The organism is Thalassospira sp. B30-1 (assembly GCF_015767575.1).
Lineage (GTDB): Bacteria > Pseudomonadota > Alphaproteobacteria > Rhodospirillales > Thalassospiraceae > Thalassospira > Thalassospira xiamenensis.
In genome coordinates this window covers 3,695,395-3,710,028 of the sequence record NZ_CP065232.1, presented here as the reverse complement: position 1 = coordinate 3,710,028, position 14,634 = coordinate 3,695,395, and the positions used below count along the sequence as shown (strand labels likewise).

10 protein-coding genes are annotated in these 14,634 nt (G+C 54.0%); 3 read left to right on the top strand and 7 right to left on the bottom strand.

Annotation, left to right across the window (positions count from 1 at the left end):
- Nucleotides 1-475: 475 nt before the first annotated feature.
- The 3 genes from IT971_RS17405 to trxB form a co-directional block, all read right to left on the bottom strand.
- Nucleotides 476-1,789 carry an adenylate/guanylate cyclase domain-containing protein gene (locus tag IT971_RS17405; RefSeq protein WP_065701685.1) on the bottom strand — a complete coding sequence of 438 codons (1,314 nt, stop codon included), beginning with the start codon at nt 1,787-1,789 and terminating at the stop codon, nt 476-478.
- Between the two features lie 999 nt (nt 1,790-2,788).
- The gene (locus IT971_RS17400; RefSeq protein WP_007089855.1) at nt 2,789-3,706 is read right to left on the bottom strand and encodes a LysR family transcriptional regulator; all 918 of its coding nucleotides are present in this window, start codon (nt 3,704-3,706) and stop codon (nt 2,789-2,791) included.
- A gap of 342 nt (nt 3,707-4,048) precedes the next feature.
- Complete coding sequence (trxB, locus tag IT971_RS17395; RefSeq protein ID WP_007089854.1) at nt 4,049-4,999, bottom strand: thioredoxin-disulfide reductase; 951 nt, start codon at nt 4,997-4,999, stop codon at nt 4,049-4,051.
- 309 nt (nt 5,000-5,308) lie between these two features.
- On the opposite strand from trxB, the gene IT971_RS17390 reads away from it, so the two are divergent.
- On the top strand, nt 5,309-5,794 hold the full coding sequence (locus IT971_RS17390) for an Lrp/AsnC family transcriptional regulator (RefSeq protein ID WP_007089852.1): 486 nt from the start codon (nt 5,309-5,311) through the stop codon (nt 5,792-5,794).
- 263 nt (nt 5,795-6,057) lie between these two features.
- Here the strand turns inward: IT971_RS17390 and IT971_RS17385 are convergent, their stop codons facing one another.
- The 4 genes from IT971_RS17385 to carA form a co-directional block, all read right to left on the bottom strand.
- Entirely contained in the window at nt 6,058-6,534 is a 477-nt protein-coding gene (locus tag IT971_RS17385) for a GNAT family N-acetyltransferase (protein WP_063093133.1), read from the bottom strand.
- Nucleotides 6,535-6,619: 85 nt separating this feature from the next.
- Nucleotides 6,620-7,093, bottom strand: coding sequence for a transcription elongation factor GreA (gene greA, locus IT971_RS17380; protein ID WP_007089850.1), 474 nt, complete (start codon nt 7,091-7,093; stop codon nt 6,620-6,622).
- A 104-nt stretch (nt 7,094-7,197) separates the two neighbouring features.
- On the bottom strand, nt 7,198-10,440 hold the full coding sequence (carB, locus tag IT971_RS17375) for a carbamoyl-phosphate synthase large subunit (protein WP_063093132.1): 3,243 nt from the start codon (nt 10,438-10,440) through the stop codon (nt 7,198-7,200).
- 90 nt (nt 10,441-10,530) lie between these two features.
- Nucleotides 10,531-11,697: a glutamine-hydrolyzing carbamoyl-phosphate synthase small subunit gene (carA, locus tag IT971_RS17370; protein WP_062960795.1), complete on the bottom strand. Its 1,167-nt coding sequence runs from the start codon at nt 11,695-11,697 to the stop codon at nt 10,531-10,533.
- 365 nt (nt 11,698-12,062) lie between these two features.
- On the opposite strand from carA, the gene IT971_RS17365 reads away from it, so the two are divergent.
- Nucleotides 12,063-12,518 carry a GatB/YqeY domain-containing protein gene (locus IT971_RS17365; RefSeq protein ID WP_062947972.1) on the top strand — a complete coding sequence of 152 codons (456 nt, stop codon included), beginning with the start codon at nt 12,063-12,065 and terminating at the stop codon, nt 12,516-12,518.
- A gap of 144 nt (nt 12,519-12,662) precedes the next feature.
- The gene (gene dnaG / locus IT971_RS17360; protein ID WP_063093131.1) at nt 12,663-14,552 is read left to right on the top strand and encodes a DNA primase; all 1,890 of its coding nucleotides are present in this window, start codon (nt 12,663-12,665) and stop codon (nt 14,550-14,552) included.
- The last annotated feature ends 82 nt before the right edge of the window (nt 14,553-14,634 follow it).

Sequence of the window (14,634 nt, the reverse complement as noted above, 5' to 3'; positions counted from 1 at the left end):
GTCCCCCCTCAAACGTCTTCTGGCCCGTTCTTTCATCTTCCCCCGAAGAAAGAACAATTGCAGACCTCGCTGATCGGTCTCCCCAAGACCATGAAGACCCCGAAAATGGGGCGGGTAAATCCCGCCCCTTCTTTTTTCCCGAACGGAAACAGGTTTTTCGTGGTTTTAAATCCCAACTTTATTTTGCCCCAATTTGCCCCTGAATGGTCATTACCGGCCGGTTTTTACGCCCCAATTCAAGGGCATATTTACAATTGTCAGATGCGGAAACGCCGGTGAAGCGCCCCTCCCTCGCTACTCACCGGGACCTTTAAAATCACTGTCCCCCGCAGTGATCTGCACCCCAAGGTCAAGGCACCGTATCTGACCGGTCTCCCCAAGACCATCTGTCCCCAAAAAGCGTGGGGCGGGCAAATCGCCCGCCGCGCGCTTTTTCTTTGTGGGGATATGGATGGTCGTAAAAATCCTGATCCGGTCAGAGGCTGAAGATCGGTGTTGGCGTTTCGCGCCCACGCACGGTGACTTCACCGCGCGCCTGCCAGGCAAAACCTTCCTCGCAGGCCCTGACGGTATCCTCGGTCGCAAGGATGTAGCTGCCATATTGTTTGTTTAGCTGTTCCAGCCGGGCGGCAATATTGACATTGTCACCATGGACGGTGAAGGTCAGACGGTTTTCCGATCCAACCGCACCGATCACGATATCGCCGGTATTGATCCCGCAACGGGTTTTGAGCCTGCCGCCATGGCAAAATGTGGTTTCAGCACAGACCCGTGTGATATCGATTGCTGTCCGTACTGCGTTTAATGCGTGGTCGGGATCGGCTTTTACCGCGTTGAAGGTAATCAGCATTGCGTCGCCCTGAAACTGGGTGATCACGCCACCATGTTTATTGATCACATTGCTGGTCGCGGCGAAATATTCGTTGAGCATTGCAGCAAGTTCTTGCGGGCTCAGCTTTTCGGAAACGCCGGAAAACCCCTCGATATCGGTAAACATGATGGTGGCCCTTGCGGCTTCACCATCGCCAGGTTTGATTTGCTGGTTTGCGTGGGTAATGCGCGCGGCGACCTCGGGCGAGATAAAGCGTGACAGCTCGCTTGCCGCGATTTCATCTGTGACGGCACGGGTGAACGAACGTTGTGCGCGCAAAACTGCAATCGCCAACACGGTTGATACCAGAACAATGGCAATGATCTTGTCGATCTCGGCCCCGATCAGGATCGAATTGGATGTCAGATAGGTCACATAATCCCGCGTGATCATGCTTTGGCCGCGTTCGCTCCAGATCACATAAAAGACCAGTATCAGCCAGCCAATTGCCGCCGTTGCGCCCGCCAGCAAAATATAACGCGGGTCAAACCGCAGGGTGCGCAGCGAGATGAAGATGAACACATAGATCATGGTCGGCGATTTGAGATAGAAGCTTGCCGGTTGCATATACTGGATATGGAAGCTCCAGATCAGGACCATCAGCAAACCAATATCGACAATAACCGACAGGGTCAGGAACCAGTTTGACAGGCTGCCGCGATAAGACAGTGCCAGTCGGATAAAGGTGAACAGGAAATATAGTCCCAATGCCCATGGGACAGGATGAATTCCGGTGTTCATGAATGTTTTGGGTGAGACGGCGTAAAGGGTCGCAAAGATCGTCACCAGCAAGAGCTGCACCCAGCCGATCAGTTTTTCGCTGTCTTGCTGCTGATGGGCGATTGCATCACGCACACGGTCTGGCAGTTGATCCTGTGCCGGTTTGCCAAACAGGAACTGGCCGATATTTTTCTGCATGATTTTAATCCCCGATTACCAGACGCACGTGCGCGCAAGCTTCATACTGCGTGGTTTCAGTGTGACTGCCAAGGTGAAGACGGTTGCAACGGGTCACAGTTGCGCGTGGTGATGGTGAGGATATCGTCAGGGCAAAAAAAAAAGCCGGGCAAATGAATGCCCGGCAAGTTTATCAGGGAGGCTTCACGTCTGGGAGACGTAGGACCCTTCTCAGGGCCCTGGGTATGCCGGGCAGGGCGCCCGGCAAAGACCGAAATTCGGTCAGGGAGAAAACTCTGTACCGCGATGCGGTTGTTCACCGCTGCGGTTCGAAGAGGAAGATAGCGTTTTTGACGGGAAACACCACTGTCAAATTGCTCATTCAGCCATGCGTAAATTGCATAAATCTTGGGCTGCGAAAATTTTTCCTATAAGTAACTGAAATATATAAAATATTTATGGATTCTAATGCGCTTGTTCCCAATCTTTTGATCAGTTTACTGCCGCTTAATTGTGCGAATGGGAAAAAAAAGCCGGTAGCTAGGGGAAGCTACCGGCAAGATCAACAGGGAGGCTTTAACGTCTGGGAGACGTGGAATCCAGGGAAGATTCCAAGCCGAATAACGTTTCGGCGGACGGATCATGCGGAGATCAGGAAAAGATGAAAGCGCTCTTCGCGTTTGCGGTCGCTAACAACTTCTGATGTGAACATACGCATATGATCTTACGCTTAAAAATAGAATAACGACAATCCAACCATGCGCTCAGTGCATGGCGAAAAAATGTCAGTAAATTGAAGCTATTATGACTGCGTTTTCCTGAAAGGCCCGATTTTGCATCCTGATAAACCTGCGCATCACGTCAGTGATTTACTAATGCGCGCTCAGGTTTGGCCGTCGTCGGTATGTCATCGTGCGGGGTGTTGTAAATCAAAGGTTGTATTGTTCCGTTGAGACGCAAGAAAAAAGCCCCGCAACCAGATTTGTTGCGGGGCTTTGGATTCTCTTGGTGCCGTTTGCGTTAGTCAGCCGCGGCGGCGGCATTCACTTTTGCTTTGACCTTGTTGATTTCCTCGATCAGGAAATCACGGAACACCGCAATGCGTTTGGAATGGCGCAGTTCTTCGGGATAAACGAAATAGGCATCGAAACTTGGCCCTTCGAGTTCCGGCAGAATGCGGACCAGATTGCTGTCGGCGGGCAGCAGGTAATCGGGCAGAGCTGAAATACCAAGCCCGGACTCGGTCGCACGGAAGATACCATAGATATTGTTCAGCTTCAGGATCGGCCGCATATCCGGTTTGAACTGCTGGGCGACGGCCATCATCCAGTTGACGTTGGAAACCGGCGGGCGCGCATCCGCACCATAAATGATCAGGCGATGATCTTTCAGGTCTTCGGGTTTCTTAGGAATGCCGAACTGCTTGATATATTCGGGGGATGCGAAGACATGATAACGCAGCGTCATCAGTTGACGCTGCACCAGATCGGCCTGACGTGGGGGCTGCATGCGGATCGCAACATCGGCCTCGCGCATGGCAAGATCGAGTTCCTCGTCGTTGAGTACCAGCGACAATTCGATTTCCGGATAGCGTTCAAGGAATTCGTTGATCCGCGGTGTCAGCCAGGTTGAGCCAAAGGCGACCGTGGTGGTGACCTTCAGCGGACCGCTGGGGCGTTCCTTGGATTCGCGAATGCGGGCTTCGGCCATGGAAAGCTTGGCAAACACATCATGGGCCGTGCGATACAGAAGTTCACCCTGCTCGGTCAGGATAAGGCCGCGGGCGTGACGGTGGAATAGCGGCACCTTGACGCTTTCTTCAAGTGCGCTGATCTGCCGGCTGACAGCCGACTGGCTCAGATTGAGATTTTCCCCCGCGTGTGTGAAGCTTCCCGCTTCCGCAACAGCGTGAAAAACACGCAGCTTGTCCCAGTCCATAGACCTGCTCCTAATGTCACTGTCGCGCTATTGCTGCAACAGTCCCCTGATACTTCTTTATCTTCTTCTTAGAAGCATTTGGTTTCCACACTGTTAAGCCGCATGCGGAATTGCTTCCAAACTGATATCATTAGATCAATATGAGGCCTTTGACGCGATCTGCAAGCAACCAATTGCGAAAGTGGTGATTTCGTTCACGCCGAATTCGTAAATGAACTCAGGGGATTGCCCGGAAACAGCGTATTCGTGCATTGCGAAAAAGGTTGTATTTCCGTCTAACGCACAGAAAAAAGGGGCACCATCAGCACCCCTTTATCATATCTGGTTCTCGTGTTGCCGTGTTTATTCGGTGTGCTCGGCAATAAACTTTTCGGCTTCGAGGGCGGCCATGCACCCCATGCCTGCTGCGGTAACCGCCTGACGGTAAATCTTGTCGGTCACGTCGCCTGCGGCAAAGACGCCCTTGACGTTGGTTGTGGTGCTGCCCGGTTTGACAAGGATGTAATTTTCGTCATCCATGTCGATCTGTCCTTTGAACACGGCGGTTGCCGGATCATGGCCGATCGCAACAAAGAAACCATCCGCAGTAATGTCTGTCAGATCGCCGGTTTTGACATTGCGCACGCGAACGGCTTCAACGCCATCCATCGGCCCGTCACCGCCAAGAATATCGTCAATGACGCTGTCCCAGACGACGTCGATCTTTTCATGTTTCAAAAGGCGATCCTGCAGCATTTTTTCCGCGCGCAATTCGTCGCGACGATGCACGAGCGTCACCTTCGAGCAGATCCCGGCAAGATAAAGAGCTTCTTCAACCGCGGTATTGCCGCCCCCAACCACCACAACCGGTTTGTTGCGATAGAAGAACCCGTCACAGGTGGCACATGCGGAAACACCGCGACCGTTGAATTTTTCTTCGCCCGGAAGGCCAAGCCAGCGGGCCTGTGCGCCGGTTGAAATGATCACGCTTTGGGCTACATAGACATCACCCGAATCGCCTTTGCAGACGAAGGGGCGTTTCGAAAAGTCGACTTCGGTGATCAGGTCGTGGACCATTTTGGTTCCGACATGTTCGGCCTGCGCCTTCATCTGATCCATCAGCCACGGGCCCTGGATGACATCGGCAAAGCCGGGATAGTTTTCAACATCTGTCGTGATCGTCAACTGACCACCTGGTTGCAGGCCCATAACCATCATGGGTTCCAGGTTGGCGCGTGCAGCATAAATCGCTGCTGTGTAACCGGCCGGGCCGGATCCGATGATGAGGACTTTGGTGTTATGTTCCTGGGCCATGTGCTTTGCATATTGTGGTCGGTGAAAAACAGGTTTCGAACATATGGGGTGATATGGCATTGCGCAACCGCCTCGCACGATGTTTTGCAAGGTTTTCGGAACGGTGGCCGATGATGCTTTTCAGCCTGACATTCCGATTGGCGGAAAATAGCGGTTTGCAACGTTTTGATACAAAATTGTGCAGTGCATTTGTACGCGTTACAAAAGGGCAGATTGCATTCTGCTGCCGAATATATTATTGCCAGCGTACTGGCTCCCTGTAATATTGTTTCGTCCGGGGTAAGTTCAGCGCACAGAATCGAGGGATAAATGCAACGGGTCAAACTCGACAAGATCGACCGCAGAATTCTGCGCGATCTCCAGGAAGATGGCCGCATGACCAATGTGGAACTTGCACGCCGTGCAGGTATTTCTGCGCCACCCTGTCTGCGTCGTGTCCGTGCGCTTGAAGAAGCCGGTTTCATTCAGGGCTATCATGCCGATGTTGATGCGCAGGCGCTTGGATATAATGTAACCGTGTTTGCGCTGGTCGGTCTTGCAAGCCAGGCTGAACATGATCTGCGCGCCTTTGAAGGCCGTGCCGCTGCATGGCCGGAAGTGCGCGAATGTCATATGGTTGCCGGTGAAATGGATTTCCTTTTGAAAATCGTTTCACACAGCTGGGACGAATATCAGAAGTTTCTGACAACCGAACTGACGGTTGCGGAAAACGTCAATCACGTGAAATCGGCACTTTCGATTCGTACCGCCAAAAACCAGCCCGGCGTTCCGATTGACATCGAGGCCGAGGACTGAGCTGAATTGCATCAGTCCGATAGATAAAAACCGGCACCTTCGAGGTTGCCGGTTTTGTTTTGTCTGCGTGCCAGAAACAGGTTTGTCGTTAATCAAAGCGGAGCCAATCATGTGACTGGCTCCGCTTTGAGACGCCCGTTATCCCCCCGGCCGGGCATCGCACGCTGTTGGTGTTCTCGATCTTTCCAGAACGATCATTTCAGAATGATGCCGAAAAATATTATGAATTCAATTCTTTGTCACGTGCTTGATGATCAGTGGTTTTATTGGCCAAGGTTCTTTAACTCATCCCCATCAATTTCATACTGCAGGGCCCCGGAGTTACGCGCGCCTAGCCGTTCGTAAAACCGGCAGGCGGCCTGGTTGCGATGCAGGACGGACCACCACATTGAAATATAGCCGTGATCCAAGGCGTATTTGCCAAGAGCCTTCATCAGTTTGTTGCCAACTTTTTCCGAACGCATGTCTGGCACAACATAAAGTTCGGTCATCCATAACCCGATTTTTGAATAATCCGGGTTATAGAACGGCTGAACGATCGCCTGTCCGACAGCGCTACGCCTATCCCATGCGATCAGGCTTTTGATCAGTGCCTTGGGCCCGAACATCATTTCATGGATGCTTTCGGTCGTATGGGGCGGATTGTCGTAATCAAGTTCGACATGCAGGGCATTGGACATGTCGGCGACATGGACGCTGTCTTCCGGGCGGGCGTGGGAAATGATGATGTCAGGTGTCATGGCAAATGCTTGTGCAGGGTATTTGGATCAAAAAAAACGGCCCGATAAACATCGGGCCGTACTTTCGCAAGATATCATAACCGGATCAGGCGAATTCGACCTTCAGGATCTCGTAGCTCTTCGTGCCCCCAGGCACGGTAACTTCTACGGATTCACCAACAGCCTTGCCAATCAGCGCACGGCCAATCGGGGATGTTGTCGAAATGCGACCGGAATTGATATCTGCCTCGATCGGGCCGACGACCTGATAGGTGGTTTCCTCGTCGGTGTCCTCGTCGACAAGATGCACGGTCGCGCCAAATTTGACGACCGATCCAGCCAGCGACTTGATATCGATGACTTCGGAGCGGCTAAGAACATCTTCCAGTTCGGCAATTCGACCTTCGCAGAAGCTCTGTCGTTCACGCGCGGCATGGTATTCGGCGTTTTCCGAGAGATCGCCATGCTCGCGCGCTTCCGAGATCGCCTTGATGATTTCAAGGCGTTCGACGGATTTGCGGTGCTTCAGCTCTTCTTCGAGGCGCTGATGCCCTTGCGGGGTCATAGGTACTTTTTCCATCGCGCTCACAGCCTATTCTTATTAGCGATCGATACTACAAAATCGACCGCCCGGCAGATACCGCCGGGCGGTCTAAACTCGTTGAACGGGTTCGAAAAGGAACCTCAGTACTCGTCCCCAAGATATTCCTGAACGGGTCGCACTGCAAGTGCTCCGCGTTTCAGGTTGTCGATGGCACGCAGGGTGGCGCGGGCACCGGCAATCGTGGTGTAGTACGGAATATCGTTGCTGAGTGCCGTCCGCCGGATCGAGAAACTGTCGACCACAGCCTGTTTGCTCTCGGTGGTATTGAATACCAGGTTGATATCGCCGTTCTTCATCATGTCCACGATATGGGGACGTCCTTCCTGTACCTTATTGACCGGGGTGACGTCCAGCCCTTCTTTTTCAAGAGCTTCGGCAGTGCCATGCGTCGCAACAATCACAAAGCCAAGCTCGATCGCGTCGCGTGCGAGTTGAACAGCGGCCGGTTTGTCATAGTTTTTGACTGACATGAAGATCTTGCCAGATTGCGGCAAATCGTGACCCGCCGCCATCTGGGCCTTGGCAAAGGCGCGACCGAAATCGGTATCAAGGCCCATGACTTCGCCGGTTGAGCGCATTTCCGGGCCAAGCAGGGTATCGACACCCGGGAAGCGGTTGAACGGAAGCACCGCTTCCTTGACCGCAATATGCTTGAACGGACCTTCGTTGATCTTGAAGTCCGAAAGCTTTTCGCCTGCCATGATGCGCGCGCCGATTTTTGCAATCGGGTTGCCGGTGGCCTTGGCAACAAACGGAACAGTACGCGAGGCACGCGGGTTGACTTCGATCAGATAGATCACATCACCCTTGATCGCGAACTGCACGTTCATCAGACCAACAACATCAAGCGCCTTGGCCAGTTGCACGGTCTGTTCTTTCAGGCGATCAATCATGTCCTGACCGAGCGAATAGGGCGGTAGCGAGCATGCACTGTCACCGGAATGGATACCGGCTTCCTCAATATGCTGCATGATGCCCGCGACAAAGACATTTTCGCCGTCCGAAACCGCGTCGGCATCAATTTCAATCGCATCCTGAAGGAAGCTGTCGATCAGAACCGGGCTTTTGCCCGAAACCTGAACGGCTTCGGTCATGTAGCGCAGCAGGTCTTCGGTGGTGTGAACGATTTCCATCGCACGGCCGCCCAGTACGTAGCTTGGGCGGATAACGATGGGGTAACCGATGCCTTCGGCGATCTTGACGGCTTCGTCGACCGAACGGGCAATGCCGTTGGCCGGCTGTTTCAGGCCCAGCTTGTGGATCAGTTCCTGGAACCGGTCGCGGTCTTCGGCAAGGTCAATGCTGTCCGGGCTGGTGCCGAGGATCGGAATGCCGGCCTTTTCAAGTGCGGCTGACAGTTTAAGCGGGGTCTGGCCGCCATACTGAACGATCACACCCAGAAGTTCGCCTTTGCTTTGCTCAAGCTGGCAAAGTTCGATCACGTCTTCGGCCGTCAGTGGTTCGAAATACAGGCGGTCCGAAGTGTCATAGTCGGTGGAAACCGTTTCCGGGTTGCAGTTGACCATGATGGCCTCGATACCGACTTCACGAAGCGCATAGGCCGCATGCACACAGCAATAATCGAACTCGATGCCCTGACCGATACGGTTCGGACCACCGCCAAGAATGATGACTTTCCTGCGATCGGTGACTTCGGCTTCGTTTTCCGGTTCAAAGAAACCGTCGCCTTCGTAAATCGAATACATATAAGACGTGCGTGACGGGAATTCGGCGGCACAGGTATCGATGCGTTTATAAACCGGGCGAAGTTCCATCGCGTGACGGATCGCGCGAACGTCGTCTTCTTCCATGCCCACCAGTTCCGCGAGACGCGCGTCCGAGAAACCGAGTTTCTTGAGACGCAGCATTTCCTGCTTGTCCTTAGGCAGGCCTTTGGCACGAACCTGTTCTTCTTCGGCAACCAGCGTTTCGATCTGGCGCAGATACCATGGGTCAAACTTGGTCGCCGACTGGATTTCCGAAAGAGTCAGACCGTGACGGAATGCCTGTGCCGCATAAAGAATGCGGAACGGCATCGGTTGCGTCAGTTTTGCGCGGATCGCGGCCTTGTCCGGCGCGCCTTCGATTTTCACTTCGTTCAGACCGGTCAGGCCGGTTTCCATCGACCGCAGGCCTTTCTGAAGGCTTTCGGCAAACGAGCCGCCAATCGACATGGCTTCGCCAACCGACTTCATCGCAGTCCCCAGAAGCGCTTGGGCACCCGGGAATTTTTCGAAGGTGAAGCGCGGAATTTTGGTGACGACATAATCAATGGTCGGCTCGAACGAAGCCGGGGTCACGCCGGTAATGTCGTTATCAAGTTCGTCAAGCGTGTAACCAACAGCCAGTTTGGCCGCGATTTTGGCAATCGGGAAGCCGGTCGCCTTGGACGCCAGTGCAGACGAACGCGACACGCGCGGGTTCATTTCAATGACGATCAGGCGGCCATCATCGGGGTTGACCGCGAACTGAACGTTCGAACCGCCAGTATCCACACCGATCTCGCGCAGGACCGCCAGCGAGGCGTCGCGCATGATCTGGTATTCCTTGTCCGTCAGGGTCAGGGCCGGGGCAACGGTGATCGAATCCCCGGTATGAATGCCCATCGGGTCGACGTTTTCGATAGAGCAGATGATGATGCAGTTATCCGCGTGATCACGGACGACTTCCATCTCGTATTCTTTCCAGCCAAGAATGGATTCTTCGACCAGAACCGTATGGGTCGGCGAAATCGCCAGACCATTACGAACGATCTGTTCGAATTCTTCGCGGTTATAGGCAATACCACCGCCTTCACCGCCAAGGGTGAAGCTTGGCCGGATGATGGCCGGAAGGCCGGTTGTTTCAAGGGCTACAACGGCTTCTTCAAAGGTGCGGACCATTGCGGAACGCGCGCTTTCAAGACCGATCTTGTCCATCGCTTCACGGAAAAGCTGACGGTCTTCGGCTTTTTCGATCACGTGCTTTTTCGCACCGATCATTTCAACGCCATATTTATCCAGCGTGCCATCGTCATAAAGTGCCAGTGCGGTGTTCAGCGCTGTCTGACCACCCATGGTCGGCAGCAGGGCATCCGGGCGTTCCTTTTCGATGATCTTGGCGACCATTTCAGGTGTGATCGGCTCGATATAGGTTGCATCGGCCAGGTTTGGATCGGTCATGATCGTCGCCGGGTTCGAGTTGACCAGAATGACGCGATAGCCTTCTTCCTTCAGGGCCTTGCAGGCCTGTGCACCGGAGTAGTCGAACTCGCAGGCCTGACCAATGACAATCGGGCCGGCACCGATGATAAGGATGGATTTGATATCTGTACGTTTCGGCATGTCTTTTTCCGCTTTTGGCGTGGCGGGCGCGATTGCTGCACCGCCCGAAATTAAGTCCGTTAATCGCTTGTCTCTGATGTCGTCGCGCTATCAGGCTTTCGCGTCTTCGATCAGGCCAACGAAACGTTTGAACAGGTAATGGCTATCATGCGGCCCCGGGGACGCTTCGGGGTGGTACTGAACCGCAAAGACCGGTTTGTCTTTCAGGCGAAGCCCGGCAAGGGATCCATCAAACAGCGAGAAGTGCGTTGCTTCGACATTGTCGGGCAGGCTGTCCTTGTCGACGACAAAGCCGTGGTTCTGGCTGGTGATTTCCACGACACCGGTTGTGGTATCCTTTACCGGGTGGTTCGCGCCGCGATGACCGACATCCATCTTTTTGGTTTTCGCACCAAGGGCGAGCGCCATCATCTGATGACCAAGGCAGATACCGAAAACCGGTTTGCCGCTGGCGATCAGTTTTTTAATGGTCGGAACCGCATATTCGCCGGTCGCCGCCGGATCGCCAGGGCCGTTCGAAAGGAAGACCCCATCCGGGTTCATCGCAAGGATTTCTTCGGCGGACGTCGTTGCCGGAACAACCGATACTTTGCATTCAAGCGCGGCAAGATTACGCAGAATGTTGCGTTTCACACCGTAATCGATGGCAACAACATGGTGTTTGGCATTGCCAAGTTCGCCATAACCGCCTTCGCGGGTCCAAAGGGTCTGATCCCAGTCATAACCCTCGGTGCAGCTATTGTCCTTGGCAAGGTCCATGCCCTCCAGGCCCGGCCATTCATTGGCTTTGGCGATCAGGGCATCGATATCGAACTTGCCATCCGGGTTGTGGCAGATCACGCCGTTCGGAGCGCCTTCGCTACGGATGCGTTTGGTCAGGCGGCGGGTATCAATACCGGCAATGCCGATCCGGCCATGCTTTGCCAGCCAGTCATTGAAATGACCCTGTGCGCGATAGTTTGATGGCTCGGTAATGTCCTGGCGCAGGATGCAGCCAAGGGCGACAGGGATTTCGTTTTCGATATCCTCGTCATTGGTGCCGACATTGCCGATATGGGGGAAAGTAAAGGTGATCATCTGCCCGGCATAGGACGGGTCGGTCATGATTTCCTGGTAGCCCGTGATCGAGGTGTTGAAGCAGACTTCACCAACCACCTCTCCTCGGGCGCCGACGCCTCGTCCCCAGTAAACAGAACCATCAGCAAGTACCAGAACGGCAGAAGCTCCAGGAGGCGGGGTGTGCGTGGGCGCTGACATTGGCGAATGTCCTTTCGATCTTTCCACGGTGAGACACGGAGTCTTTATATATAATAATTACGAGCAGGCCGAGAAAAACGGCCAAATTCCCCTGCATATCGGGCATGCGGACATGACAAGGTATCCCCAGCATGAACGACCGTAACGTCAAAAGACGTTGGTACAATATGCTGAAAGCGGGTTAAAACCTCATCCCGGCAGGCAAATTGGCGGATGTCTACGGGAGTCGTGTCGCCCTGTCAAGGATGCATCCAAACTTTTATTTTTCTTTTAAAATCAATAAGTTGAGTGGAAAGGTTTTCTTTGCCTAGATGGCGCTTTTGGGGTATGTTCGCTCCTTTCTTCCACAGAATCAGAGATAAGCCATGCTGCGATCGCAGCTTACAGACGCTTTGAAAAAGGCCGTCCTCGAAAAGGATGCCGTATCCGTGACAACCGTGCGCCTCATTCTGGCAGCACTCAAGGAACGCGATATTGCGGCACGCGGCGAGGGGAATACGGACGGTATTTCCGACGAGGAAATCCTGACCCTGCTGCAGGCGATGGTTAAACAGCGTCGCGAAAGCATCGAAATGTACACCAAGGGCAATCGCCCCGAACTTGCGGCACAGGAAGCTGCCGAGATCGGTGTGATTGAACGGTTCCTGCCCAAACAGATGTCCGATGAAGAAATCGAGGCGGCTGTCAAAGGCGTGGTTACCGACCTTGGCGCGACATGCCTTAAGGATATGGGCCGGACGATGGCGGCCCTTCGCGAAAAATATGCCAGCTGCATGGATTTCGGCAAAGCCGGCGGTGTTGCGAAAAAACTTCTCGGTTGATTTCGAGAATAGCTATTTTTTATGGAAGCCGGGCGTGTAAAATCGTCCGGCTTTCGTCGTCCCTAAGCCCGGATTCCAGGCAATGGAACAATAAAAGGGTAGGATGGGATTTGGTATCAACATGATCACGGGATCGGGACAATCATGAGCTTTCCCCAGTCGTTTCTTGACGATCTGCGGGCACGCGTCGGACTGGCGGATATTGTCGGTACGTCGGTGAAGCTGATCAAACGCGGTCGGGAATATTCTGGTCTGTGTCCGTTCCATTCCGAAAAATCCCCGTCTTTCACGGTCAACGAGCAGAAGGGCTTTTATCACTGCTTTGGCTGTGGCGCGCATGGCGACGTGATCAGTTTTGTGATGAATACCCGCGGCCTGACCTTTGTCGAGGCGGTCGAGGTGCTGGCCAATCAGGTCGGCATGGATGTGCCCAAGCCATCCCGTGAAGCCCAGGAACGTGAAAAAAAGGCCAAAACACTTTACGAAGTGATGGAAGCGGCCTGCGTATTTTATGAACGCGTGCTTCATATGCCCGAAGGTCGCGAAGGGCTTGAATATTTTCGTCGTCGCGGTCTTGACGATAAAACGATTGCCGAATTCCGACTGGGCTTTGCACCCGATAATCGTGGTGCGCTGAAGGCAGCGTTAAAACGCGAAGAATTTGACGAGCCGCTGATGATTGAAGCCGGGCTTCTGATCGAGCCCGAAGATCAGGGACGCCAGACCTATGACCGGTTCCGTGGTCGCGTGATGTTTCCGATCCTTGATCGAAGGGGTAGGGTTGTTGCCTTTGGCGGGCGTGTCATGGGCGATACCAAGCCAAAGTATCTGAATAGCCCTGATACACCTTTGTTCCACAAGGGCCGGCTTCTTTATGGCTTGCCGCAGGCCCGTGAAGCCAGCCAGCAGGATGCACCGATCATCGTGACCGAGGGTTACATGGATGTGATCGCCCTGCATCGGGCCGGTTTTCGCGGGGCAGTGGCCCCGTTGGGGACAGCGGTAACCGAAGAGCAGATCGGCGAGCTTTGGAAAATGACCAACGAGCCGATCCTGTGTCTTGACGGTGATGCGGCGGGCAAGCGCGCGGCGGTGCGTGCCGCCGAGCGTGCCCTTCCCATCCTGCGTCCGGGCAAATCATTACTGTTTTCGATCCTGCCAGAGGGCGAAGACCCCGATAGCCTGATGGCGGGAACAAACGGATTTGCCAGTTTTCGCAAGATACTCGATAGCGCCGTGCCGCTGGCAGAACTGGTATGGCGCATGGATGTCGCCGGGCGGGCAACCGATACACCCGAACGCCGTGCGGCCCTTGAGGCCGACATTCAGAAACGCATTTCGGCAATCGGAGATGACGCGGTCAGATCGCAATATCAGTCGATGTTCCGCGATCGCATCTGGCAATTATTCAAGGGTGATCGTGCAAAAGGCGGGGGATCACGGCCTGCGCCAGGCGGCGGATACCAGAACAAAAAATTCAGCCGGGGTGGCAAAGGCGGAAAAAAAGACTATTTCTGGGAACCGGCAGGTAAAGCCGTTCCGGGGATGTCGCGTCCACCCATGCAAAAACGTCGTGTCGTACAGGACTGTATTTTGCTGGTAACGTTGATAAACCATCCCCACCTGCATGAGGATGTTGGCGAGCGGCTTGGAATCTACACTTGTGCAGACTCCGACCTTGACAATCTTCGTCGTGCCGTCTTAAAGCTGCTTGACGGTGATCCCGGACTTGATTCCGAAACAATCAAGGCCCATTTGGAGCGCGACGGGCTGTCAGAGACAGTATTGCGGGTGGTTGGTGCGGACATTTTGGCGCACGCCGCTTTCGCCAGGCCCGAAACGCCGCTCGAACGGGCTCGTGCGGGTTGGGAACAGGTTTTTTCCATGGCTGTAAGCTCCCTGGAGGACGAAGAGGCAAAATACGCCGTCCGACAGTTGGCAGCAGATATCAGCGAGGAAGAATGGGAAAGATTTTCGCATAGACGCGACGATCTGGCCCGGCGCCGGGAAAAAGTGTTTAAGCTCGACGACTGATCGATGCATGCGGTTTGTATGCGGGATCGGCGTTCGGGCTATTTGTGATTTGCGCTGAGCAAAACAGTGCTTGGGACAACAA